The organism is Actinoalloteichus fjordicus (assembly GCF_001941625.1).
Taxonomy (GTDB): domain Bacteria; phylum Actinomycetota; class Actinomycetes; order Mycobacteriales; family Pseudonocardiaceae; genus Actinoalloteichus_A; species Actinoalloteichus_A fjordicus.
On record NZ_CP016076.1, the window covers coordinates 4,185,574 to 4,209,518 of the forward strand.

Annotated in this window: 17 protein-coding genes and 1 CRISPR repeat array; of the genes, 10 read left to right on the top strand and 7 right to left on the bottom strand. The window is 70.4% G+C overall.

Annotation, left to right across the window (positions count from 1 at the left end; translation table 11 throughout):
• Positions 1-74: 74 nt before the first annotated feature.
• Positions 75-1,364: an ABC transporter substrate-binding protein gene (locus UA74_RS17910; protein ID WP_198042764.1), complete on the bottom strand. Its 1,290-nt coding sequence runs from the start codon at positions 1,362-1,364 to the stop codon at positions 75-77.
• 274 nt (positions 1,365-1,638) lie between these two features.
• On the opposite strand from UA74_RS17910, the gene UA74_RS17915 reads away from it, so the two are divergent.
• Entirely contained in the window at positions 1,639-2,673 is a 1,035-nt protein-coding gene (locus UA74_RS17915) for a LacI family DNA-binding transcriptional regulator (RefSeq protein ID WP_075741297.1), read from the top strand.
• A 322-nt stretch (positions 2,674-2,995) separates the two neighbouring features.
• Here UA74_RS17915 and UA74_RS17920 read toward each other — a convergent pair whose 3' ends face one another.
• Entirely contained in the window at positions 2,996-7,210 is a 4,215-nt protein-coding gene (locus tag UA74_RS17920; protein WP_075764976.1) for a discoidin domain-containing protein, read from the bottom strand.
• 276 nt (positions 7,211-7,486) lie between these two features.
• Positions 7,487-8,263, bottom strand: coding sequence for a DUF2306 domain-containing protein (locus tag UA74_RS17925; protein ID WP_083683304.1), 777 nt, complete (start codon positions 8,261-8,263; stop codon positions 7,487-7,489).
• A 330-nt stretch (positions 8,264-8,593) separates the two neighbouring features.
• On the opposite strand from UA74_RS17925, the gene UA74_RS17930 reads away from it, so the two are divergent.
• The 4 genes from UA74_RS17930 (at position 8,594) to UA74_RS17945 (ending at position 11,854) form a co-directional block, all read left to right on the top strand.
• A complete protein-coding gene (locus tag UA74_RS17930; protein ID WP_075741299.1) occupies positions 8,594-9,346 on the top strand; it encodes a TetR/AcrR family transcriptional regulator in 753 nt (250 codons plus the stop codon).
• Between the two features lie 203 nt (positions 9,347-9,549).
• Positions 9,550-10,689, top strand: coding sequence for an LLM class flavin-dependent oxidoreductase (locus tag UA74_RS17935; RefSeq protein WP_075764978.1), 1,140 nt, complete (start codon positions 9,550-9,552; stop codon positions 10,687-10,689).
• On the top strand, positions 10,686-11,312 hold the full coding sequence (locus tag UA74_RS17940) for an FMN reductase (RefSeq protein ID WP_075741301.1): 627 nt from the start codon (positions 10,686-10,688) through the stop codon (positions 11,310-11,312). Before UA74_RS17935 ends, UA74_RS17940 begins: the two co-directional genes overlap by 4 nt.
• Entirely contained in the window at positions 11,309-11,854 is a 546-nt protein-coding gene (locus UA74_RS17945) for a MarR family winged helix-turn-helix transcriptional regulator (RefSeq protein ID WP_232237309.1), read from the top strand. Before UA74_RS17940 ends, UA74_RS17945 begins: the two co-directional genes overlap by 4 nt.
• 256 nt (positions 11,855-12,110) lie before the next feature.
• On the opposite strand, the gene UA74_RS17950 is transcribed toward UA74_RS17945, so the two are convergent.
• The 3 genes from UA74_RS17950 to UA74_RS17960 all read right to left on the bottom strand — a co-directional run bounded on the left by UA74_RS17950 (position 12,111) and on the right by UA74_RS17960 (position 17,581).
• A complete protein-coding gene (locus UA74_RS17950; protein WP_075741302.1) occupies positions 12,111-14,039 on the bottom strand; it encodes a S9 family peptidase in 1,929 nt (642 codons plus the stop codon).
• A 123-nt stretch (positions 14,040-14,162) separates the two neighbouring features.
• Complete coding sequence (locus tag UA74_RS17955) at positions 14,163-14,894, bottom strand: MerR family transcriptional regulator (RefSeq protein ID WP_075764980.1); 732 nt, start codon at positions 14,892-14,894, stop codon at positions 14,163-14,165.
• A 113-nt stretch (positions 14,895-15,007) separates the two neighbouring features.
• Positions 15,008-17,581, bottom strand: coding sequence for a bifunctional FO biosynthesis protein CofGH (locus tag UA74_RS17960; RefSeq protein ID WP_232237854.1), 2,574 nt, complete (start codon positions 17,579-17,581; stop codon positions 15,008-15,010).
• Positions 17,582-17,959: 378 nt separating this feature from the next.
• Between UA74_RS17960 and UA74_RS17965 the strand changes: the two genes are divergently transcribed.
• Entirely contained in the window at positions 17,960-18,184 is a 225-nt protein-coding gene (locus tag UA74_RS17965; RefSeq protein WP_075741305.1) for a hypothetical protein, read from the top strand.
• Between the two features lie 26 nt (positions 18,185-18,210).
• On the opposite strand, the gene UA74_RS17970 is transcribed toward UA74_RS17965, so the two are convergent.
• Positions 18,211-19,176, bottom strand: coding sequence for an ankyrin repeat domain-containing protein (locus UA74_RS17970; protein ID WP_075764982.1), 966 nt, complete (start codon positions 19,174-19,176; stop codon positions 18,211-18,213).
• Between the two features lie 273 nt (positions 19,177-19,449).
• Here UA74_RS17970 and UA74_RS17975 point away from each other — a divergent pair, with 273 nt between their 5' ends.
• The 4 genes from UA74_RS17975 to UA74_RS34300 all read left to right on the top strand — a co-directional run bounded on the left by UA74_RS17975 (position 19,450) and on the right by UA74_RS34300 (position 23,855).
• On the top strand, positions 19,450-19,632 hold the full coding sequence (locus UA74_RS17975; RefSeq protein ID WP_075741307.1) for a hypothetical protein: 183 nt from the start codon (positions 19,450-19,452) through the stop codon (positions 19,630-19,632).
• A gap of 71 nt (positions 19,633-19,703) precedes the next feature.
• Positions 19,704-19,994 carry a hypothetical protein gene (locus UA74_RS17980; protein ID WP_075741308.1) on the top strand — a complete coding sequence of 97 codons (291 nt, stop codon included), beginning with the start codon at positions 19,704-19,706 and terminating at the stop codon, positions 19,992-19,994.
• A gap of 101 nt (positions 19,995-20,095) precedes the next feature.
• Positions 20,096-21,015: a CRISPR direct-repeat array (repeat unit 37 nt; unit sequence GTTGCGATCCTCACCGGCCCCGAAGGGCCGGTGCCAC).
• A gap of 352 nt (positions 21,016-21,367) precedes the next feature.
• Positions 21,368-22,657 carry a YeeE/YedE family protein gene (locus tag UA74_RS17985; protein WP_075764984.1) on the top strand — a complete coding sequence of 430 codons (1,290 nt, stop codon included), beginning with the start codon at positions 21,368-21,370 and terminating at the stop codon, positions 22,655-22,657.
• A gap of 310 nt (positions 22,658-22,967) precedes the next feature.
• On the top strand, positions 22,968-23,855 hold the full coding sequence (locus tag UA74_RS34300; protein ID WP_404799943.1) for an HIRAN domain-containing protein: 888 nt from the start codon (positions 22,968-22,970) through the stop codon (positions 23,853-23,855).
• Positions 23,856-23,945: the final 90 nt, after the last annotated feature.

The window sequence follows — 23,945 nt, forward strand, 5'->3', positions numbered from 1 at the left end:
GAACCGGCGGCTGGTCGGGCACGGCGGCTGGTCGGGCGCGTGGGCTGGTCGGGCACGGCGGCGGGACGGCTCGGCTAGCCGGCGACGTCCAATGAGGAGTCGAGCCGAGGACGGAACGAGGCGACGGCCTCCTCCACCGACTCCGGGCCGAAGATCGCCGAACGGGCGAACTGCAGCCACGGGCCCTGCGGGTCGTTGAAGGTCGCGCCGAAGTTGATCGCGGTGGGCACCCGGCCGACCTCGACGACCTCGTGGAAGGTCCGCAGCCGCTCATCCGGCAGACCGACGCCGTCGGGACCGGTCGGTTCGAGATCGGTGCGGACGCTGACGTCGCCGCCCGAGGTGAGCACCTCGCGCTGGACGTCCGCCGACAGTGTCCAGGACAGGAAGTCCCAGGCCGCCGCCGTCTTCGTGGAAGTGGAGGTGATGCCGAGGACGTCGCCGCCGACGAAGGTCGACTCGCCGCCGGCCATGCCCCGGATCGGGGCGACGCCGATCTCCAGGCCCTCGTGCTCCGGCATCAGCCGCAGCATCGTCGAGCCCAGCGGGGCGACGCCGATCCGCCCTTCGGCGAAGGGCTGCAACCAGCTGATCCCGTTCTCCTGCGCCGCCGAGGCGGGCGCGAGTCCGTCAGCGAAGGCGTCGCGGTAGGCCTGGAAGACCGGGCCCATGGTCTGCGAGTCCATGGCGGAGGCGGTGCCGTCGGCGGTGAGGATCTCTCCCCCGTCGGCCCAGACCATCGGCCACAGGGTGAAGAGCAGGCAGCCGGGGCAGTTGCCGCCGAAGTAGGTGCCCGAGACCTCGCCGCCCAGTGCCGAGATCGCCTCGGCGTGCGCCATCATCTCGGGCAGGCTCGTCGGCGGCTGCTCCGGATCGAGGCCCGCCTCGCGGTAGAGCACCTTGTTGTAGAAGATCAGCGAGAGGTCGAGGGTGTGCGGCACGGCGTGGTGGGCGCCGTCGGCGGTGCCCGCGTCCAGGTGGGCCGGGGCCAGGTGCTCGACCAGACCCGTCTCGGCGAGCCGTTCGCTGATGTCGGTGTAGAAGCCGTGTCGGATGAAGTTCCTGGCGTAGACCACGTCGGCGCCGAGCAGGTCGGGCAGGCTCCGGCCGCCTGCGGCCGTGGCGACCTGTTGCAGGTAAGTGTCGTTGGGGACCACCGTCAGCTCGACCTGGTTGCGGCCCAGCTCGTTGTAGGCCTCGACGAAGCCTCGGGTCTGGGCCTCGGTGGCCGCGCGAGTCCAGATCGTGAGGGTCTGGCCCGTCGCGGCGTCGGGGTCCCCCACCTCGCCCCCGCCGCAGGCCGCCGTCAGCATCGCGGCGACGAGCACCGTGCCGACTCGACGGCGCACTCTTTTCTTCCGCACGTCACGTTCTCCTTGTGCTCGTCGTTGAGCGAAGTCGAGCGGCATGACGACGACACCGTCGCCCACTGTGGAGAGCGGAAGACGACGCTGACCGAGTCTCCGACCAGTACCTTTCCCCGGTCGAGATCGATCGACGGCAACGGTCTCCGTGACCGGCGACACAAACCGAAACTACTTTCGGTATCGTAGGTTCGGGCTGGTTCCGACGTCAAGACCGCGACAGCGAGAGAATGCGACGGCACCGCGAACTCGTCAGGCCGAGGAGCATGAGGCGATGGACCGTGTCACCCGGGGCGAGCAGAAGCGCTCGATCACCCTCACCGACGTCGCCCGGCTCGCAGGCGTCTCGGTGGCCACCGCGTCGAAGGCCTTGAACGGACGCCGACAGGTGCGCGCCGAGACCCGGCAGCGCGTCCTGGCGGCGGCCGAATCCCTGTCGTTCACCCCCAATCCCTTCGCCCAGGCGCTGAACATGCCGAGGTCGGGCACCGTCGGCATGCTCACCAGTGACCTCGAGGGCCGGTTCGCGCTGCCGATCCTGATGGGCGCCGAGGACGCCTTCGGCTCCGGGGCGACCTCGGTGCTGCTGTGCGACGCGCGCGGCGACGCCGAGCGCGAGCGCACGCACGTGGCGGCGCTGCTGGCCCGACGGGTCGACGGCCTGATCGTGGTGGGATCGCGCACCGATCCTCGGCCCAGCCTCGGGCAGGAGCTGCCCGTGCCGGTGGTCTATGCCTACGCCCCGTCCGAGGACGAGGCCGACGTCTCCTTCGTGCCGGACAACGTCCGAGGCGGCGCGCTGGCCGTGGAGCACCTGGTGGCGGGTGGCCGACGGCGGATCGCGCTGCTGGCGGGCGACGCCGACTATGCCGCCGCCCGCGACCGGGTGGCCGGGGTGACCGAGGCGCTGCACGCGGCAGGGCTCGAGTTGGTCGGCGGCACCGAGTCCTACGGGGAGTGGTCCGAGGCCTGGGGCAGGCAGGCCGCCGCCGAGCTGCTGGCGGCGAACCCGGACGTGGACGCGGTGCTGTGCGGCAACGATCAGGTCGCCAGAGGGGCGCTGGACACCCTGCGGGAGCGGGGGCGCCGGGTGCCCGAGGACGTCTCGGTGGCGGGCTTCGACAACTGGGAGGTGCTGACCACCAGCTCCCGGCCGCCGCTGACCAGTGTGGACATGAACCTGGAGGAGCTGGGACGCACGGCGGCGCGGCATCTCTTCCACGCCATCGACGGCGAACGCCAGGGCGGGATCGTGACGCTGCCGGTTCGGCTGGTGGTCCGGGAGACGACGGTGGAGCCGGGGACGTGATGAGTTCCGATGCGGTCTGGGGCGGCTGACCGCAGCGACCGGGTGCGGAGCCTCACCGGGTGATTCGGCCGCGCGGACACCGCGACCGGCTCCGCGCTTGGCTCCGCGCCCGGCGCCGAGCTGATCGGTGAATCCAATCCGAACGGGCGCAGCGGTGTCGGCAGTCTCGGCCACCGGGCCGCGAAGGGCTCTTCGGGCAGGCCGTGACGGCGGACGTCGTACTCCGGCGGGCCGCGCCCCTCGGAAGCGGGCCGGGGTTCGTCCCGACGCCCGTGCTCACCGGCCCGCCTCCGCAGGCCATGATCCGCGCTGCCCACACCGCCTACCCCACGATCACCCGCGCCACCGCCGCCTGCCCCGCGCCCTCCACGACTCCGGCCACCTCGAACTCCCCCGCCTCGGCGTAGTCGTCCGGATCGGCCTCGTCCCAGACGACCGGGATCGAGCTGTCCTTGGAGCCGTCGTTGTAGGTCGCCACCACCGTCGGGGGCAGGTTCGGCGCGACGCCGACGAGTGTGTCGATCTCCCACGGGTCGATGCTGGTGATCTGCACGGCGTCGGAGGCGCGGACCCACACGGTGGCCTGCGCGGGCAGCGTCGCGACGTCGGTGATCCCGGTCAGGGTGAACGAGCTGCCGCCGTCGGCCACCTGACCGGGATCGACGGCGGGCCAGGCGACCTCGGCCTCGGCAGTGGCGCCGCCGGGATAGACCAGCGTGGCGGTGACGGGCAGCTCCGGGAGTGCGCCGACGGTGGTCGGGACGTGCACCGGCCGGATCTCGCTCGGCTGCTGGGCGTAGACCTTCCACTGCACGATCCCCAGCGACAGCCCCGGGCTGTTGGTCAGCGCGGCGCGCAGCCGGGTGGTGGTCACCGGGGCGAACTCGGTGGCGTTGTAGCGATCGGCGGCCACGCCGTACTCGTCGGCGTCGGCGACCGGCACGAACTCCTCCGCTTCCGTGTCCCAGTACTCCAGCCGCCAGGACCGTGGGACCGCGATGCCGTCGGGGGCGCCGGGCTGCACGTCGCGGAAGAAGTACAGCTCCGAGCCGTCGACCCGGACCGGCGACTCCCAGCTGTACTCGACCCACTGGCCGGTGCGCTGCGGCCAGGTCCCCCAGAAGGGCCGTTCGGTGGAGGAACCGGGATCGCGGCCGTCGTTCACCGCCGTGACCGGGGTGCCGTTGGCACTGAAGGACGCCGACGCGGTCGCGGCCGGGGCGACGTTGCGCCGCTCGGGCACCGCGTCGACCTCCACCACGAGCTGTCTGCTCGTCTCCTGCGCGCCGTCGGTGGCGGTCAACGCCAGGGTGTAGACGCCCTCGGCGCCGAATCGGGCCACCGTCGTGGGCGCCGAGACGTCCTCGAAGATCACCGTGGCCGCCTCCGGTCCGGCCACCACGGACCAGGTACTGCTCAGCTCGCCTGCGGGCAGGCCGTCGTCCTTGACGACACCGATCAGTCGCGCCTGGCCGGGCACCCGGTGGCCTGCGTCCACTCTGGCCTGCACCTGCGGCGCCGCGTCCTGGGACTCGGCGGGCGGCTCGCCGGTGGCGAAGGCCTGGAACTCCTTGAGGCCGATCGGATGGCCGGGCTGTCCCGTCAGGTCCACCCGCAGCGCCGAGGTCTCGACCGGGGCGAAGCGGATCTCGTTGTGATTGGCCCGAGGGTAGGCGGGGGTGCGCACCGGTTGCGCCACCTCCCGCCATTGGTCGCCGTCGCGGTAGGAGACGGTGTAGAGCGCGGGCTCCCGGTGGCCGCGCGGCTGCTTGTCATTGCGAAAGAACAGCCGGACCTCGTCGACGGTCTGGGTCGCGCCCAGCTCCACGTCGAGGGAGTGGCGGTTCTCCGATGATCCCTCGGTGCTCCAGAACGGCTCGTTGATCGTGGCGCCGTCCACCGCGCCTGCCGGTCCGCGATTCGGCGCGGAGTAGGAGGCCGGCGCCGAGGCGCCCTCGGCGACGTTGGCCGCGTCGCGGGTGCTGCCGATGTCGCGGCCGGCCTTGGCGAAGACGTCGACCACGCGGCTGTCGTCGGCATAGGTGACGTCCTGTGCCTCGGTGACCGAGGCCGCCGCCTGGTGCAGCACCTCGGCGGGTTCGCCGGGGAACTCCGCCTCGCCGGTGGCCGGGTCGTAGATCACCGGGGTGAGCGCGTCGAGGGTGAGGACGCGTTCGCCGTCCAGGTACAGGGAATACCCCTCCGGCACGTCCTGGCCGTAGTGGCGGACGCCGTCGCCGGGTTCGTCCCAGACGATCGCCAGGTCGCCGCCTCGATAGCGCAGGTTCTCCACGGCGAAGTGATCCCAGCCGAGGTCGATCGGGGACAGCTCCACCCTGGTGTCGGTGCGGGGTCGCAGGCCCGCGACGTCCTCGATGATCGTGTAGTTGGTGGTGCCGAGCATCGTGTGATGAATCCAGGAGCGGTAGCCGATGCGCTGCGCCTCGGGGTCGCCGTCGGCCCAGAACTCGTTCTGGTCGGGCCAGCGGTTGTCGCCGCCGACGTAGTGGGACCAGGCGTTCCACATCAGCAGCTTCTCGTACAGCTCCGGTGTGACGTGCTCGGACGGGTAGTTCCGCAGCGCGGAGCTGTAGACGTCGAAGTAGCGCTGGGCGTTGATGACGGAGAAGTTGTTGGTGCCGGGATGGCCCTGCTGGGCGGCCTCGGTCTTATCCGCCTGGTTGGCGGTGAAGAAGGGGAACACCGGGTACTCGCGTCGGTCGGCGAGCAGCCGCAGCGCGTCGACGTACTCCGGTTCGTTCGGCATCAGGCCGACGGCGAAGGGGATGTAGTTGTTCCCCTCCTTCCACGGCACCAGGGCGTCGGTGGCGACGTGCCGGTGCTTGATCATCCGATCCGTCGGGTCCCACAGGTGTTCCAGGGTCGCCGCGCGGATGCGTTCGGCGATCGCGTCGAGTTCGGCGGCCTTCTCGTCCTCGCCCAGCAGCTCGTAGGCGGCGGAGGCAGCCTGCGCGCCCGCGAAGACGTAGCCGGACTCGGCGCGGTCGAGCTGTCCGGCCCGCCAGTGGAAGGAGACGGCGTCGGCGTCGTTGCCGGTCATCGCGCCCCAGTCGTACTCGATGAGGCCGTTGTCGTCGTGGTCGTAGGTGTCGAGCTGATCGCGCACGTCGTCCTCGGCGTAGCGGGCGAGGTTGCGGACGACGCCGTCGGGGCCGCCGTGCACCAGATAGGACTGCCAGGCCGCCTCGGCGAGGTACTGGGTGTAGCTGTTGCTCCAGTTCTCCGGGTCGCCGGGGTTGTCGCGGAAGCGGCCGCCGCGCGAGGTCTCCCCTGTCGAGACCCAGGTGCCGTAGGCCCAGGCGGGGTCGCGGAGGTATTTCAGGTCGTCGACGAACATCCCGGTGGTCAGGGCGATGGAGTTGTTGTAGCCCAGCACGCCCTCGATCGCGGTGGGGAACTGGTAGTCGTCACCGGGGATGTCGGCGTCGAGGAAGTTGTAGCGCAGCAGCCACCAGCGGTAGTAGAGCGTCTTGCCGAGGTCGGCCGAGGGCACGTCCAGATAGGGCAGGTTCTCGCCCCACCAGCGGTTGTACTCCTGGACGTGGGTGCGGAAGGCCTCGCCGGGCTCGGCGGCGCGGACGGCCTCGTACTCCGTGCTCGACGCCGGGATCTCCTCGGTGACCAGGCCGAGCCGGACGCTGGTGTGGGCGGTGCCGCCTGCGGGGATCTCCAGTGTTCCCCGCAGTGCGCCGTCCTGCGCGGTCAGGCCCGCGCCGGAGAAGCGCGGGTAGAGGGTGGTGAGGTCGTTGCGGACCGAGGCGGCGCCGGTCAGCTCGTCTCCCGTGCCCTCGGCGGCGTACGGCGAGACCGCCGCGACGTCCAGTGCTCGCGATGACGCGCCCGCATTGCGGAATTCAAGGTCGGTGACCAGCACGTTGGCCTCGGTGATGAACTTGCGCTGCACCACCGTCAGGCCCGCGCCCGCGTCGAACTCGCTGCGCCAGTGGCTCGGCGCCTGCATCCGGGCCGGAACGTCCTCGCGGAGGTCGATCGCCGTGCCGTCGGCGGACAACTCGACCCGGTAACCGGGTCGGTCGTCGATGCTCTCCCAGTAGGCGAGCTGCCCGCCGAACCCGAGCACGCCGGGTTGATGGGTCTTCATGAACGCCGCGCGGCCCCGGGTGAAGAGCCAGTCGCCCGAGGGGTCGCGGCCGTGGCGGGCGAGCATCCGATCCATCCAGAAGTCGGTGCCGTCGCCCGCCGCGAGGTCGGCCTCGAAGCCCGCCGCCAGCGTGCCGCCGACGCGAAAGGGCTCGGGCAGCGGCGGCACCGGCTCGTCATCACCGCTGAAGCTCGGGTAGCCGATGGTCTCGTTGGCGAACTCCACAGCGAGGGGCGTCTCGCCGGAGTCCTGCCCGACGGCGGCCGGGTTCATGGCCGAGGCGGCGAGCAGGGCTCCGGCGGCGGCCAGCGTCAGGATGCGGGGCCGGGCCCGGGACGCCGCCGAGCGGACGGGCCCGGATCGGCGGCGCTCGGCACGGGCGGCGCCGAGTCCGGCGACACGTCGAGGAGACACGAGAACCTCCAGGTGATCGGGCAGGCGTGCCGGTCGGCGGCAGGGAGGACGGCGGCGATCCCGCGACCGTCGCGCACTTCCCGGCCACCCGAGGTGATCGACGACATCGAGTCTGGTCGGCGCCGCGAGAGCCGGACAAGACTTTCCAGTCAGTTTCAGGACACCGCGTCACCGCCTGGGCCGGGCGAGGCCCGTCCCGCCGCCGCAGGGCGACGACGGGGACGAGACCGGGTTCTAGCGCCCCCTGCCGCCCGGCGGTTCCGCCGAGGACTCGGCTCAGGCCGTCGGTGCCGCAGCCCCGCGGCCTGCTCGGCGGTCCGCCCGGGCCCGACGCTCGCGGGACTGGCCGTATTGGAGCCAGGCCTCGGTCAGGAACAGGACCACCGTCCAGCCCAGCCAGGTGGCCAGCCCCGAGATCGCGTAGTCGAAGGCGAGCTGGCTGCCGCCGAACGTCGTGTCCAGCTGCGGTTCCAGGATCATCCAGGCCAGCGCACCCCACACCCGATTGGTGATGATCGACATCGTCAGCGCGAAGCTGCGAATCATCCAGCGGCGATGCTCGGCGAACCGGCGGGCGCGGACGCGGCGGAATGCGGTGATGGTGAAGACCAGCCAGAGGATCGAGAGGATGACGCTGCTGGTCTGTGCCACCGGGCCGGTCGGGGTGTGCACCGCGATCACCATGCCGGTGAGCGCGCCGGGGATGCAGGCGATGACGTAGGCGCGGCCGAGCATCCGGTGTGCTCGCCGGAAGCGCGTCCGGAACCACGGCCACACCTGGAACACGCCGGTGATCATCGCCACCGAGGCGAGCAGGACGTGCGCCACCAGCAGCGGGTAGTAGTAGGCGACGCCCTCGGGTAAGGGCACCCGAGCGAGGCCGGGGTCGCCGGTCAGGTACGGCGGCAGCGAGAAGCCGACGAAGGCCACGGCCACGAGGGCCAGCGGCACCACCCAGGGCCGCCGCCACCACGACTTCGGTCTGTCGGGACGTCGGGGTGCCTGCTCCGCGCTGTCGGGTTGCAGCGCAGGCGAGCCGGTCGACGTGGTCATCGGTCGTCTCCTTCGGACTGATCATGGGCAGCTTCGTCCGGGGGCGCCGATCGACTCCTCGATCCGTCTTGGCCGCGCGTCGGGCAGCAGGCCTTGAAGGCCGCCGACTGGTCACCGAAGACAGGCGCGGCGGCACGGCGGTGGCGTCGTCACGGCGTGCGTGATCGCCGCAGCCCGAGGCGGGTGTCTCGCCCTCCGTGCTGCTGGTCGACCGAACTGCGCCGTGTCCCCCATCAAAACTGCGAACCACGTTCGCGGTTCTGCGAAAGGGTTTCGCAGTTTTGCGGTACTGTCAAGCTCGATCGAGAACCGACGACGCAGAGGGCGGACATGACGGACGACGACGCGAAGCGAGCCGCCGCACGCAGCCTGGAGCTGCTCTGGGGTGAGCGGCAGCGCCCGCGACGTGGGCCGAAGCCGAGCCTGAGCGTCGACGAGATCGTGCGGGCCGCCATCGAAGTGGCCGACGCCGACGGGCTGCCCGCACTCTCGATGGGGCGGGTAGCCGAACAGCTCGGCACCGGAGTCGCCTCGTTGTACCGCTACGTCCCGGGCAAGGCCGAACTCGTCGCCCTCGTCGTCGACGCGGTGCTCGGGAGTCCGCCGCCGTCGGTCACCGAGGGCACCGACTGGCGGAGTCGCCTCGCGGAGTGGGCGCGCTTCTCGCTCGACGTCTTCCGGCGTCGCACCTGGATACTGCCGCTGCTGACCACCAGGAAAGGCGTTCCGGGGCCGAACGAGACCAGCTGGCTGGAGTCCGCCCTCGCCGCGACCTCGAACACCGGGCTCGCCGACGTCGAGCGCGTCGAGGTGATCTCCCTGCTCACCATGTACGTGCGCGGGGCGGCACAGGTCGCCGCCGACATGCGGCTCGGCACCCCGGACGAGGAGGTGAGCGACTCGCCGGTCTCCGGTCCGATGCTGCGGCTGATCAGCAGCGAACGCTTCCCGACCCTGAGCTCAGTCGTGGCATCGGGAACCTTCGAGCAGCCCACCGACGTCGTCGAGTTCGGCCTCAACCGCGTCCTCGACGGGATCGAGGCGTTCATCCAGACGAAGACGAATCAGAGCGGCCCGGCCTGACGCCCGGTGACCGGCAGGCCGCGCCGCTGCACGAGCGACTCCCCCGCCCCGCCGATCGGGCGACCGACGGCTCCGGCGGTGCCGCTCCGCCGGAATCCTCAGGTTTTACATCGCAAGAACAGACCAGGCAGAACCGAAGACAGGAACATTCACAGCCTCGGCCGTGTTATGCATGCGCATACACTTTCCAGGAGGCTGACGAGATGCAGTTCGGGATCTTCACCGTCGGAGACGTCACACCAGACCCGACCGACGGCACCACGCCCACCGAGGCGGAGCGGATCAAGGCGATGGTCGCCATCGCGATGAAGGCCGAGGAGATCGGGCTCGACGTCTTCGCGACCGGCGAGCACCACAACCCGCCGTTCGTCCCCTCCTCCCCCACGACCATGCTCGGCTACATCGCGGCCCGCACCGAGCGGCTGCTGCTGTCCACCGCGACGACGCTGATCACGACGAACGACCCGGTGAAGATCGCCGAGGACTACGCCATGCTTCAGCACCTCGCCGACGGACGGGTGGATCTGATGCTCGGCCGGGGCAACACCGGGCCGGTCTACCCGTGGTTCGGCCAGGACATCCGGCAGGGCATCCCGCTGGCGGTGGAGAACTACGCGCTGCTGCACCAGTTGTGGCGCGAGGACGTGGTGGACTGGGAAGGCCGCTTCCGCACGCCCCTGCAGTCCTTCACCTCGACGCCCCGCCCGCTGGACGGCGTGCCGCCGTTCGTCTGGCACGGTTCGATCCGCAGCCCCGAGATCGCCGAGCAGGCCGCCTACTACGGCGACGGCTTCTTCGCCAACCACATCTTCTGGCCGAAGGAGCACTTCATCCGGCTGATCAACCTGTACCGCACCCGCTTCGAGCACTACGGGCACGGCGCGGCCGATCAGGCGATCGTCGGACTCGGCGGGCAGCTGTTCCTGCGGCCGAAGTCGCAGGACGCGGTCCGGGAGTTCCGGCCGTACTTCGACAACGCGCCGGTCTACGGGCACGGGCCGTCGTTGGAGGACTTCATGGAGCAGACGCCGCTGACCGTCGGCAGCCCGCAGGAGGCGATCGACAAGACGCTGCGGTTCCGGGAGTACTTCGGCGACTACCAGCGGCAGCTGTTCCTGGTCGACCACGCGGGCCTGCCGTTGAAGACCGTCCTGGAACAGCTCGACATCATCGGCGAGGAGGTGCTGCCCGTGCTGCGCAAGGAGTTCGACGCGCTGCGGCCCGCCCACGTCCCGGCGGCCCCGACCCACGCGAGCCTGCGGGCCGCGCGGGAGCAGGCCCGGGAACACGCAGGCGCCGCCGAGACCGACGCCGTCACGACCGACGCCGGGGGGCAGCGATGATCACCCGCACGCTCACCGTGGTGACCGCCGGCCTCAGCCAGCCGTCGTCGACCAGGCTGCTGGCCGACCGGCTGGCCGAGGCCTCGGCGCGAGCCCTCGGTGAGCAGGACGTCCACGTCGACACCGAGGTGATCGAACTCCGGTCCCACGCCAAGGAGCTGGCCGACCATCTGCTGACCGGCTTCCCTGCCGGCGGTCTGCGCACGGCGATCGACCGCGTCACGAACTCCGACGGGCTGATCGCCGTGACACCGATCTTCACCGCCTCCTACAGCGGGCTGTTCAAGATGTTCTTCGACGTGCTCGACGCCGACGCGCTGGCGGGCCTGCCCGTCCTCGTCGGCGCGACGGGCGGCACGGCCCGGCATTCGCTCGCCCTGGATCACGCGCTGCGGCCGATGTTCGGCTACCTGCGGGCGGTCGTCGTCCCCACCGGCGTCTACGCCGCATCCGAGGACTGGGGCACCGGCGGCGGCGACAACGGCCTGGTGAGCAGGATCGATCGGGCCGCGGGCGAGCTGGCCGGGCTGATAGCGGGCCGACCGGCCGCCCGCACCGCCACCGATCCCTTCGACGACCCGGTGCCCTTCTCCCAGCTCCTCGGCCGGACGGAGGAGCCGTGAGCAGGGGAGAGCGGACGGCGCGGCCTGCCGGGGCCGAGTCCGGCGATGCCGAGGACCAGCGGGCGCGGTCCTCGGCCCGGATGGCCGAGCGGGACGCCCGCCGGGCCAAGGTCGACGTGTGGCGCTCGCTGATGGAGGTCCACGCGACGGTGCTCGCCGAGCTGGAAGACGAGTTCGCCACCCGACACAGCCTGTCGGTGAGCGAATTCGACGCGCTGTCCAACATCCCGACCGGCGGGGTGCGGCTGCGCGAGCTGACCGACCGCGTCGTGCTGAGCCAGAGCGCGGTGAGCAGGCTCGTCGACCGACTGGAGCGACGCGGACTCGTCGAACGCTCGGTGCTGCCGGACGACTCCCGTGCCGTCTACGTCCGCCTCACCTCGGCTGGGCGCAGGCTGATGCTGGCGGCGATCCGCACCAACGCCGCCGTCGTGGAGCGGGCCTTCGCCGACCGGCTCTCGGAACCGGAGCTGCGGGCGTTGGGGACGGTGTTCGGCAGGCTGCGGCCTCGGCAGGTGTCGCGGGACCCGAGACTGCGGTGACGGAGGTCGAGGGCGAGACGGCGGTCTCGCCCTCGTCCGCGATGCCTACGGCGGCGACCTCGACGCTGAAGGACATCTCCCTCGTCGCCCAGCGCGCCCGCTCGAGGTCATGGCGAAGATCGACCTGCGCCTCCGACGGCTTCAGTCGACTCGTCCCCCTCGATCCTGGTGATGCTCGGCTACCTGCCTCGTTCGCTGCGGCGAGCAGGCGGTGCGGCACGATTCTCGGATTTCCCGACGTTGCTGCTCGCGACGGTCAGGACGCGGCCGGGTCGGTGGCGCGTCCGCCGAGGTGGCGGGCCAGGAATCGCTCCAGGGTGCGGTAGAGCTCGATGTTGCTGTCGGGATTGATGAACCAATGGCCCTCGGTCTCGTTGAGCAGGTATTCCACCTCCGCGCCTCGAGCGCGCAACGCCTCTACTATCCGGTCGGAGTGGCGGCGGGCTACGCGGACGTCGTTGGCACCGTGGATGAGCAGCATCGGGGCGGTGATGTCCCCGACCCTGCTGATCGGCGAGCGGGCGAGCAGGTCGGCTTCCTGGTCCGGGTCGTCCGGGTCGCCCATGTAGCGGAGGTAGCTGTTCTGGATGCCGCGCCTGACGACGGGGATCACCGACCGGATGAGGTCGGGCAGGTCGGACATGCCGGTGTAGCTGACGGCGGCGGCGAAACGGTCGGGGGTGAACGCGGCCCCGACCAGGGCGGCGTAACCGCCGTAGGAACAGCCGTAGATCGCGACCCGGTCGGGATCGGTGTGGCCCTGTGCGATCGCCCAGTCCAGGGCGTCGATCACGTCGTCGTGGATGCGCCCGGCGAACTCGCCGATCGCGGCCTGGGTGTGGGCCTTGCCGTAGCCGGTCGAGCCACGGAAGTTCACCTGCAGCACCGCGTAACCTCGGTTGGCCAGCAGCTGTACCTCCGGGTCGTAGCACCAGCTGTCGCGATACCACGGCCCGCCGTGCAGCAACAGCACCGTCGGAAGGCCGCGGGGCTCCACCCCGGTCGGCAGGGTGAGGTGGCAGGGCAGGTTCAGGCCGTCGCGAGCGGGGACGGTGACCGGGCTGACCGGGGCGAGCCGGGCGGGGTCCAGGTGCGGGTAGGGGCGGAACAGCCGCCGGGCCGCCCCGGTGGTGTGGTCGTAGAACCAGGTGACGCCGGGGTCGCGGTCGTGGGTGAAGTCGACCACCCAACGCTGTCCGCCTGCATCGCAGGAGAGGTGAGCCGGGTCGCCGTCGGACAGCTCGGCCAGCCTCGGCAGGACCTCGGCGAACTGCGGGTCGAGGGCGTGGATCACCTGGCGGTCGCCGAGGTAGCGGGCCCCGAGCAGCTTTCCGGTCGTCGGATGAACGATCAGGGCGGACGGGAACCGGGGATCGGCCTCCGGGCGGGGGGTGTCCAGGTCGAACACGGGGTGGCTGTCCACCCCGACCTGCTCACCGCTGTCCAGATCCACCCGCACCAGTCGGGTGCGGTCCGAGCCTCGGGACGAGCCGATCCACAGCCCCGTCCCGTCCGGGGTGGGCACGCAGGGCAGGACGCCGAAGATGTGGTCGTCGCCGGGGAACCGCGTGATCAGGCGCTGGGCACCGTCGTTCCAGTCCGACAGCAGGTGATCGCCGTCGTCCGCCATGCTGAAGGCGAGGATCCGCTCCTGCGGCGTGCACTGCCAGCCGAGGACGTCGCCGGGGTTCTCGGCGAGCAGGGTCAGCCGGGCGGTGTCGAGGTCGAGCTCGTAGAGATCGATCAGGTCGGGTCGACGCGCGTTGAGCTGCACGAAAACCGTCCCCGGCCGGTCCGAGGAGAACTGGGTGCCCAACAGGCGCACCCCGTCGATCGGGGTGAGGTCGATCGCGGGCTCCTCCGGACGGGTCGGATCGACCCGATGCAGATGGGCGTTCTCGTCGCCGTCGGTGTCCTGGGTGAACAGCAGATAACGGGAATCGGCGGTCCAGAAGAACGCGTCGATGCTGCGGTGGTCGTCGGAGGTGACGCGTCGGGAGGCCGGGTCGTCCACCGCGTCGGTCTCGGGCCAGTCCCCGGCCAGGTCACGGACGAACACGTTGAGCCGGTCCCGCCACGGGGCGAAGTAGGCGACCTTCGTGCCGTCCGGGGAGAGCCGGGCGCGGCTGCGGGCAGGCGGGCCGAAGAACTCCTCGACGGCGATCAGTTGCGGCAGGGTCCTCATGGCGGGTCCTCCAGGGTCGGCATCGCGGACACCCCCGAGTCCAATCCCTGACGTCGCGTCGGACTCAAGCCCGGTCTGCGTGATTCACGCCATATCGGCAGGCAAGGGCCGGGGCGGCCCCGGTCAGGACCCGTCGGACCGGATCAACCGCTGCTCGACCCGACGCAGGACGCGGTGCTGCACGGGCCGCAGGTTGTGCTCGCCCAGTTCGTCCACCAGCGCCGACGCCCGCCGGTCGATGGCGGGCAGCGCGGTCAGGCGCGCCACCATCGGTTCCAGATGCGCGACCAGGTCGTCGATGAGCGCCGCGACCTCGTCGTCGGGGGTGTCGGAATCGAGGGCGTAGAACCGCGCCGTGAGCGGAGCGACGGTCGCCGTACCGGCGCTGAGCAGCGCGATGAGCTCGGCGTGGCCCGCCTCGCCGAGCAGGTGCCCGACCAGCAGCAGCTGCTCGTGCTCGTAACGGGCCATCGTGGCCGGTACGGCCGGTTCGGGGGCCGACCGGAACGCCGCCAGCTCCGGGGGCAGATCCGGTGGGGAGCCCGTGCGGCGCAGCACGGCGATACTGGCCCGGCGAGCGGTGAACCGTTCGATCTCCGCGGCGGCCTGCCGGTCGAACTCCTCGAGCAGCTGCTCGGCGGCCCCCGGATCGTCCAGCACCGGGGGCAGCGCGGACAGCGGGACGCCGAGGGCCGTCAACCGAGTGATGCGCAGGAGCCGAACCAGGTGGCCCACGTCGTAGCGCCGATAGCCACCGGCCGAACGCGGCGGCTCGGCCAGCAACCCGATCTGGTGGTAATGGCGCAGCGTGCGGACGGTGACACCGGCCAGTTCGGCGAGTTCACTGCTGAGCAACGGTCGTCCGCTCCTTCGGTTCCGGATCGCGCAGAGCACCGAGGGCGAGCACGGCCGACAGCCCGGCGACCGCGAATCTGCCACCACGCACGTCGCCGATACTCAGCCCGCCCTCACCCCTGATGCGCCGCGCAGGTCGCGCCCTCGGCGACCGCCCCGCCGACCGGCGACAACCCGAGCTGCACCCGGCCAACCCGGCCGTAGGTGGTGCCGCGCTGCCGGGCCGGGCGGCCGATGCGGTCGGCCAGGGCACGGAGCTGCTCGACGGTGCGCGCGGAGCCGTGTTCGGAGCCCGCCATCCGGCTGATGGTCTCCTCCATGAGCGTGCCGCCGACGTCGTTGGCGCCGCCGGTGAGCACCTCGGTGGAGCCCTCCTCGCCGAGCTTCACCCAGGAGCACTGCACGTTGTCGATCCGGCCGTGCAGCAGGAGCCGCGCCATGGCGTGCACCGCGCGGTTGTCCCGCCGCGTCGGCCCCGGCCGGGCCAGGCCCGCCAGGTAGAGCGGCGCGTTGCGGTGGACGAAGGGCAGCGGCACGAACTCGGTGAAGCCACCGACCCCGTTCGCCTTCGCCGTGTCCTGCACTCCGGCGAGGGTGCGCAGGTGGCCCAGCCAGTGTTCCGGGGTGTCGACGTGGCCGTACATCATCGTCGAGGAGGACGGGATGCCCAGCCGGTGCGCGGTGCTGACGACCTCGATCCACTGGGCGGCGGGCAGCTTCCCCTTGGTCAGCACCCAGCGGACGTCGTCGTCGAGGATCTCGGCGGCGGTGCCGGGGATGCTGCCCAGCCCGGCGTCGCGCAGCTCGGTGAGGCACTCCTCGATGCTGATGCCCGCCTTGGCCGCGACGCTGACGATCTCCATCGGACTGAAGGCGTGCACGTGCATCTCCGGCACGCGGGCCCGCACCGCGCGCACCAGGTCGACGTAGCCGGTGACCGGCAGCTTCGGGTCGATGCCGCCCTGCATGCAGACCTCGGTGGCGCCCGCCCGCCAGGCCTCCTCGGCCCGGTCGGCGACCTCCGCCGGAGACAGGCGGTAGGCGTCTGCGTCGCGTTCCCGCTGGGCGAAGGCGCAGAATCGGCAGCCCACGTAGCAGATGTTGGAGAAGTTGATGTTGCGGTTGACGACGTAGGTGACGTCGTCGCCGACGACGCTGCGACGCAGGTCGTCCGCGAGGCCCGCGAGCGCGTCCAGCGCCACGCCGTCGCAGGTCATCAAGGCCATGGCGGCGGCGGTGTTGGCCTCGTCGAGCAGGGCGGCCGGGTCGGCGGCGGCGATGCGCAGGCCCGCGCGGACGTCGGTGTCCAGGCGTTCGGGTGCGGCGGTGTCCGGCAGGCTCGCCTTGAGCGAGTCCCAGTCGCCGTAGACGGTGTCGAAGTCGCCGCGCCGGTCCTCGCTGCGGCCGACGGTGTCGATGCCGACGTGCAGGTCGGTGCGGCCGACCGACTCGATCCCGCCGTCGGGCTCCTGCCAGGGGCGGCCCGCGAGGACGGCGGCCTCGTCGGCGAGACCGTCCGGGGTGGCCAGCGCCGCGACGTGGGCCGCGACCCTGGTGTCGAGCCACTGGGTGCTGTCCCCGGCTAGGCCCTGCCGCAGATGACGCGGGTAGATGGTGAGCCGCTCACGCAGGGCGAAGCCGTTCTCGGCGGTGACCTCGCGCAGCGCGTCGATCGCGGGCCAGGGGCGTTCGGGGTTGACGTGGTCGGGCGTCACCGGGGACACCCCGCCCCAGTCGTCGATGCCTGCCCGCAGCATCAGGCCGTGTTCGGCCCCGACGAGGTTCGGCGGCGCCTGCACGCTGACGCCCGAGGGCATCAGCAGCCGGGCCACCGCGATCGTGGCCGCGAGTTCGTTCAGGTCGGCGTCGGGCATTCCGCGCATCGCGGTGTCCGGCTTGGCGCGGAAGTTCTGGACGATCACCTCTTGGAGATGCCCGTACTGGCGGGCGGAGGCACGCAGGGCGAGCAACGCCTCGGCGCGTTCGAGGCGCGTCTCGCCGATGCCGATGAGGATGCCGCTGGTGAAGGGGATGCCGATGCGACCGGCCTCGGCGAGCACCTTGAGCCGGACGGCGGGCTCCTTGTCCGGGCTGGCGTAGTGCGGCATGCCCTTCTCGCTCCACAGCCGCTCGGACGTGGTCTCCAGCATCATGCCCATGCTGGGAGCGACGGGCTTGAGCCTGGTCATCTCGGACCAGCTCAGCACGCCGGGGTTGAGATGCGGGAGCAGGCCGGTCTCCTCCAGGACCGCGACGGCACAGGACCGCAGGTAGTCCACTGTGGACGAGTAGCCGCGTGCCTCGAGCCACTCGGAGGCGGCGTCCCAGCGCAGCTCCGGCCGGTCGCCCAGGGTGAACAGGGCCTCTTTGCAGCCCGCCTCGGCGCCCTGGCGCGCGATTGCCACGACCTCCTCGCGCTCGAGATAGGCGGACTCGACCTTGTGCGGCACGGTCGCGAAGGTGCAGTAGTGGCAGCGGTCGCGGCACAACCGGGTCAGGGGGATGAACACCTTGCGGCTGTAGGTGACCAGGCCTGCGCGGCCCTCCGCCGTCAGGTGCGCATCACGCGCCCGACCCGCGACCGCGAGGAGTTCGTCGAGATCGGCGTCACGGGCGTGCAGCAGCACGGAGGCCTCGGTGGCGTCGAGCGTCACCCCGTCCCTGGCGCGACGCAAGGCCCGCCGCATAGCCGACGCGGCCGGGGCTGGTTCTAGCGGGGACGGCTCCAGTTCGATCGACACGAACCGAGGCTAACAAGCGGCTGCACGGAAATCCCCTGTCGCTCCAGGGAGATACCCACCCAGTCGGGTATGTCACTGAACGGAATAGATCCGGAGCGCGGCGGCAGAAGACAGTCGAACGACTCCAGGCGGTTGTTCGGTCGGCATTCGTTGAATTCCCTGATGGCCGCACGGAGACAGGCGGGACTCGGCCGCGCCCGACGATCTCACCGTGCAGGCCGACGGTGACCAGGCCTCGGCGGGGTCCGGGGGATGCAGCTCGCGGCGGGGGCTCGATGTCGGCAGGCCTCCGTGGACGACAGCGTCGATCGGTAGTGCGTCACGATGAGCCGTGACGTCACCCTGTCGACGGGCTACGCGGCAGGCCCGTTCTCCTATCTTGCCGAGCCGGGCGACGGCCCCGACCACGATGTCGAGGACGCTGCCGGCGCCTCGGACCCGCTCCGCGCCTGGTCCGAGATCTCATCGCCGAAGGGAAGGCGACAGACCGAGGCACCGCACCCGGCAGGCCGCCGAGGCTGTGGGAGCAGAATGACGGGCTCGCCCTGACACCTTCGCCGTCGTAGCGCGGCCGATCATTGCCAATAGTCCCGGTCTGGCAGGCGGAGCCAGCGATCGGGCGGCCCGGCGACCGGACGGGTGTCTGTCGGCCGAAGCCCGGCATAAGCACACGCGTAGGCCACCCCCGAGTACCGATAGAGGTACGCGGCGAGGACTTCTTCGGACGACGTGGCGCCGTGCCAGTGGCCGCAGATCAGGTCCGAGCCTTCGATCACCCCGTCCCGCACGATACTGCCCTGACCGCCGCTCTTCGGGTTGACGTAGAGCCCGTAGGCATGTGTGCCGACCGAGACGCGGGTCGCGACGCCGGGCATCGACGGCCCGTATCCCCACGGCTGCGTGAGGATGACGCCGCCCGGCACGTCGGTGACGCCGAAGATGCGCAGCGTCTCGTTGTCCAGTTCGCGGTCCCAGGGATCGTCGACGAACGAGCCGGGTCCGGTGTCGGTCATCGGCACGGCGTCCAGGCGTCGGGCCGTCTCGGCTGCCGTGACGTCGGCGACGCACAGCAGCCCGAAGCCGTCGAAGTAGTCATCGCCCAGTGCCGCGATCAGCCTGCGGCCCTCCGCCGAAGCGGCCTTCTCCGCAGCCGACAGGCACACCCCGTCGGGCGGGCTGCCGAACAATCCGGCATCGGCACCCGCCAGGCTGAGCCTGCCCGGCGACCAGCCCGACATCATCGGCTGCCACGGGTCCGCCCCGGCGGCGAGGAGTACACGGGCATTCTCCGGCCGGCCCTCGTAGACGGCCGTCCAGAGCGCGGTGTGACCACTGGATCGAGCATCGACGTCGCGAACTCGCCCGGCCAACTCGGCGACCACCTCGGGCGAGCCTTCGGAGGCCGCCTGGTGCAGGGGCGGATCACCCAGATACCCGCCGACGTTCGGATCGGCACCCGCGTCGAATCGAGCCCGGACCTCGGCAAGGTCGGTCCAGGGCGGTGTGGGTTTCGCCCAGCCCGTCGATGAGACACCCGCCACGACATTCCCCCGTTTCGACCACGTCCGGTACGCCGCTCGTGGGGTCACCGGACACCTCGACAGCACGGGAACGGTAGCCGGGACCGCCGACGATTCTCGGGTCCACAGCGGACAGAGCGCTCCCGACATCGAGCTTGCCCCCGGTCGACAGCGGGTCAGCTCGGAACCGTGGTCGCGCTTCGGCTGCTCCCTTTGACCTTCCAGCAACGCGAAGCTGACGCCTGCTGATATCCAAGCACCACACACCGGAGGGTCGACAGCATCGGATCGCCGATGACCGGGCTGATCTTCCTCATCGTCACCTCGGCACGCTCGGTCTGGGCCGAGTACTGCGGGAGCGACCCGCGACGAGGACGCTCCGAGGTGCGGCCGATGACCGGGCTGGTCACCGCGAGCCGGGTGCGCTGCCGATCTCAGACCAGGAATCGAGTCACCACACCGCGCAATACAAGGTGAGCCCAAGCCGCCCGGCCGGAGAAGACCTCGTGCGGCAGGACGGGAGCGAGGCTGCCGTACTCTGCCGGGCCATGCCATCTTTCCGCGTGACGATGACGATCGGGATGCTGCGACCCGGTGTCGCACCGGAGCGAGTCGTGCCGACCGCCGCCGAGGCCGCAGCCGAGTTCGCCACCGTCGAGGCCTCGGCAGTGGACGTCGTGGCGGGCGAAGCCCGAGTCACGGTCCGCTTCACGGCAGGCGACCAGCAGATCGCCCGACAGATCGGTGACCACGTCGTCTCCGCGACCGCCGCCGTCGCCGAGACGCGAGCCTGGACGCTCACCCACCGCACCAGAGGCCAGTGGACCGTGCTCGCCTGAACGCGACGGGTCGCGGTTGATGAGCGGCCTTGTGATCCACCGGCCCCGAAGGGCCGGTGGCACTTCATCCGTCTACGTAATTCGACGCTGTCGAAGATGGAGTTGCGATCCTCACCGGCTCCGAAGGGCCGGTGCCACCGCCCTGGATCGAGGGGCTTCGCCTCGTGGATCGGCCAGTTGCGATCCTCACCGGCCCCGGAGGGCCGGTGCCACCTGTCTCGGCCGCCCAGCACCCGCAGCTGCTGTTCGGTGTTGCGATCCTCACCGGACCCGAAGGGCCGGTGCCACCCACGCGGGGATGTTGTCGGCGGTGTCGGTGGGGGTTGCGATCCTCACCGGCCCCGAAGGGCCAGTGCCACTCCCCGCGCAGATCGCGAGCCGTCGGCACGCGGTCGTTGCGATCCTCACCGGCCCCGAAGGGCCGGTGCCACGCAGCTCGCGGTCGGTCTGGAGGAGGTCACGAGAAGGTTGCGATCCTCACCGGCCCCGAAGGGCCGGTGCCACCGCCACTCGTCAACGGCTGCGCGACCGACTGGCCTTGTTGCGATCCTCACCGGCCCCGAAGGGCCGGTGCCACCAGTGCGGACAGCTCGCCCTGGTGACGGCTGTGGACGTTGCGATCCTCACCGGCCCCGAAGGGCCGGTGCCACTCGAGCCCGTCGGCCGCCAGGCGGGCCGGTCTGGGCAGTTGCGATCCTCACCGGCCCCGGAGGGCCGGTGCCACCCGGCGGGGCTTCGTCAGCCTGCGATCAGATCAGATCAGTTGCGATCCTCACCGGCCCCGGAGGGCCGGTGCCACCGCCGCCGAACTGCTGGCGGTGATCGCGGTGCGCCTCGTTGCGATCCTCACCGGCCCCGGAGGGCCGGTGCCACCCGCCTGGTCGTCGCCGGCGACGGCGTGGAGATCCCGGTTGCGATCCTCACCGGCCCCGGAGGGCCGGTGCCACGCCAGCCCCGGCGTGTTGGCAACCCCCGCCGACGACAGTTGCGATCCTCACCGGCCCCGGAGGGCCGGTGCCACCCTGCCGCAGCAGGGGTATTGCCTTCCTCAACGCGCCAAGGTTACCGAGCAGTGACCAACACGCCCGAATTTGAGTTCGGAGTCGCCAGGCGTGTCGCATGACGCTTGCCCTCCCCAAGCGATTCGGCGACGGTTGGCGTCACCGGATCAGCCGGAGCGGTACAAGCCCGACCGCCCACTCTACGAGACGGCCGGTCCGACACATGCTCACGACGGCCGGGACGAATGTGTCTGCCCGTCGAGCAGGCAGGCACGGCGACGTCCATCCAGTGAGACACCCTGCCCGGCCGACCGGTGACGACCTAGCCTCCCGGGATAGTCCGCGCAGCCGACTCTCGTCCTGGAGTGCCCCGTGTCCGCCACCACCGACCAGCCCACCGGCGGAAACGCCGGGAGAACCGCCGATCTGCTCCTGAGGTCGCCGACGTCGTGCGCCGCACCGACGCCCGCCCCGGAGGAGCCGGTCCGGGTGGTCCCGCTCACCATCGCGGCAGTCCTGGCGGTCGCGCTGAGCTGGTACGTGTGGATCACGCACGGGCCTCGTCCCGGCACGCTGCTGATGATCGGCTTAGGCCTCGGCGTGGCGCTCTTCCACTCGCGGTTCGGCTTCACCTCGGCCTGGCGGCAGCTCGTCGCCGTCGGCAACGGCCGGGGGCTGCGGGCGCATGCGCTGCTGCTCGGCACGGCGGCCACGTTGATCTCGCTCATCGTGGTCTCCGGCGCGGGTCTGTTCGGGGCTGTTCCCGAGGTGTCGGCGGGTCCGATCGGCCTGGCGTTGTTCGCGGGCGCGGCCCTCTTCGCCGTCGGCATGCAGCTCGGCGGGGCCTGCGCCTCGGGCACGCTGTTCGCCGTCGGCGCCGGGCAGTCGACGATCGTGCTGACGCTGGGCGGCTTCATCCTGGGCTCGGTGTTCTACACCTGGGCCTTCCCCGTCTTCGACGGCTGGCCGCAGGTGCCGGGCATCCTGTTGTCCGATCACGTCGGCTGGTTCGGTTCCTGGGCGATCACCATCGTCGTGCTGCTCGGCATCGTGCTGCTGACCAGGGTCGTGCAGGCTCATCGCACGCCCCCGCCGGTCGGCGCAGTGCCCACGGCGCGCGGGATCGCCAGGGTGTTCCGGGGCTCGTGGCCGCTGCTGGTCGGCGCCGTGGTTCTCGCGGTGCTCGCCGCCTCGGTGGTCCTGGTGTCCGGCGGCACCTGGGGAGTCACCTTCGCTTTCGCCCTCTGGGGAGCGAAACTCCTCCAGGTCATCGGGTTTCAGCCCGAGGCATGGGAGTTCTGGCAGAGCAGCAGCAACGCCCAGGCCCTGGCCGCTCCGCTGCTGACGGACAAGACCAGCCTCACCAACCTCGGTATCATCCTCGGCGCGGCGGTCGCCGCAGCGGCGGCGGGCGCCTGGCGTTTCCGGGCCGAGATCCCGTGGCGGACCGCGTTGGCGGCCGTGCTGGGCGGCGTGTTGATGGGTATCGGGGCGCGGCTGGCGGGCGGCTGCAACATCGGCGCCTACCTCGGCGGCATCTCCACCGGCAGCCTGCACGGCTGGCTGTGGGGCGCGTTCGCGCTCGGCGGCACCTGGATCGGCCTCCGACTGCGCCCGCTGTTCGGGCTCGCCACCCCGAAGCCCAGCGACAGCGTGTGCTGAGGCAGAAATCTTCCTGAGGGGCAGTTCCGGAGAGAATCGATCGACAACAGCCGTCGCTCCAACCCCCAGCGGAACTGTCGATCATGGCAACTCGCCTCCTTCCTAGCCCCACACCGGCCGCTATTCAACGGCTTGGTCACGATCTTGCGATTATTCGTAACAGCATCGCGCGCTTCCTCGATCAACCAGTTTGGTCGAGAGTGATACACATCACGGGAGGTTGCGTCAAATGTGGCCCTTCTCCAGGAAGCCTCGAAGCGAAAAATCGGCGCCCTCAGCACGCGTCCCTGAGCCGAGTGCACTGAGACCAATGAGCAGGCAGGCCCGCCAGCCACCCATCTCGATTCAATGGGGCAAACCTGCCAACACCGAACCCGAAGGCGCGGAACCCGCAAGATTCTCACCGATCACACTGTCTTTGCTGCAACTTCCTGCCGAGGGACGAGTTCCAGTCGTCGGGGAGTCTTACTATCAGCAGGCGTTGCGCTTTGTGACGAGAGGGGCGACGTCTGGCAACACCTTCGACGATCACATTCCAGTCACCGCAGCACTGGTTCCGGAACCGTATAACCCATGGGACAAGACCGCCGTACGAATTGACGTCGTACTCGGACAACAATCAGTCAAAGTAGGATATCTCAGCCGGGAATTGGCCCGCCTCTACCATGCCGAACTCATCAAGATCCTCCACAGCGGAAGAATGGGCACCTGCCCCGGCCGCATCACTGGGGGCGGACGAAAGTACTACGGAATATACCTACACTTATCCGACCCCCGATCATTGCGCATCGCGAACGGATCAGAACATCCCGCAATAGCGCAGGAGCAGGATGGCGTGGCGATACTCCATGGTGAACGGACTTGTGCAGTGACACAAGGAGGAAAGCACCAGGACGTCCTTCAGCGCTACGCTCCCGCTGACCGACAAGGCCGCCAGTCAGTGACAGCCTCACTACACTTCTGCGTGATCGGATCAGGAAAATACAGAGGAAAGCAGGCAATCGAGGTCCGATTACGTGGACGACGCATCGGGCAGCTGACCTACGCCACAACGTTACGATACCGGGGTATTGTCCAAGAAATCATCGACCGCGGATCTACCGCCACATGCCAGGCTAGCATCAGGAACACCGACAAAGGAATACAGGTAGAGTTGTTGATGCCAAGCGACCCGGACCACAAACCGAGTTTCAACTAGCCGTCGAGCCGACAACACAGCCACGACTCGGACCGGTGAAACCGAGGAGGAAATGATACTGGTAATCTGAGATCTCGAAGGGTCGATCCG

Bases quoted from the DNA above. Each gene is read 5' to 3' on its own strand.
- UA74_RS17915 (WP_075741297.1), top strand. From the start codon at position 1,639: ATGGACCGTGTCACCCGGGGCGAGCAGAAGCGCTCGATCACCCTCACC.
- UA74_RS17925 (WP_083683304.1), bottom strand. From the start codon at position 8,263: ATGACCACGTCGACCGGCTCGCCTGCGCTGCAACCCGACAGCGCGGAG.
- UA74_RS17930 (WP_075741299.1), top strand. From the start codon at position 8,594: ATGACGGACGACGACGCGAAGCGAGCCGCCGCACGCAGCCTGGAGCTG.
- UA74_RS17935 (WP_075764978.1), top strand. From the start codon at position 9,550: ATGCAGTTCGGGATCTTCACCGTCGGAGACGTCACACCAGACCCGACC.
- UA74_RS17940 (WP_075741301.1), top strand. From the start codon at position 10,686: ATGATCACCCGCACGCTCACCGTGGTGACCGCCGGCCTCAGCCAGCCG.
- UA74_RS17950 (WP_075741302.1), bottom strand. From the start codon at position 14,039: ATGAGGACCCTGCCGCAACTGATCGCCGTCGAGGAGTTCTTCGGCCCG.
- UA74_RS17960 (WP_232237854.1), bottom strand. From the start codon at position 17,581: ATGCGGCGGGCCTTGCGTCGCGCCAGGGACGGGGTGACGCTCGACGCC.
- UA74_RS17965 (WP_075741305.1), top strand. From the start codon at position 17,960: ATGAGCCGTGACGTCACCCTGTCGACGGGCTACGCGGCAGGCCCGTTC.
- UA74_RS17975 (WP_075741307.1), top strand. From the start codon at position 19,450: ATGACCGGGCTGATCTTCCTCATCGTCACCTCGGCACGCTCGGTCTGG.
- UA74_RS17980 (WP_075741308.1), top strand. From the start codon at position 19,704: ATGCCATCTTTCCGCGTGACGATGACGATCGGGATGCTGCGACCCGGT.
- UA74_RS34300 (WP_404799943.1), top strand. From the start codon at position 22,968: ATGAGCAGGCAGGCCCGCCAGCCACCCATCTCGATTCAATGGGGCAAA.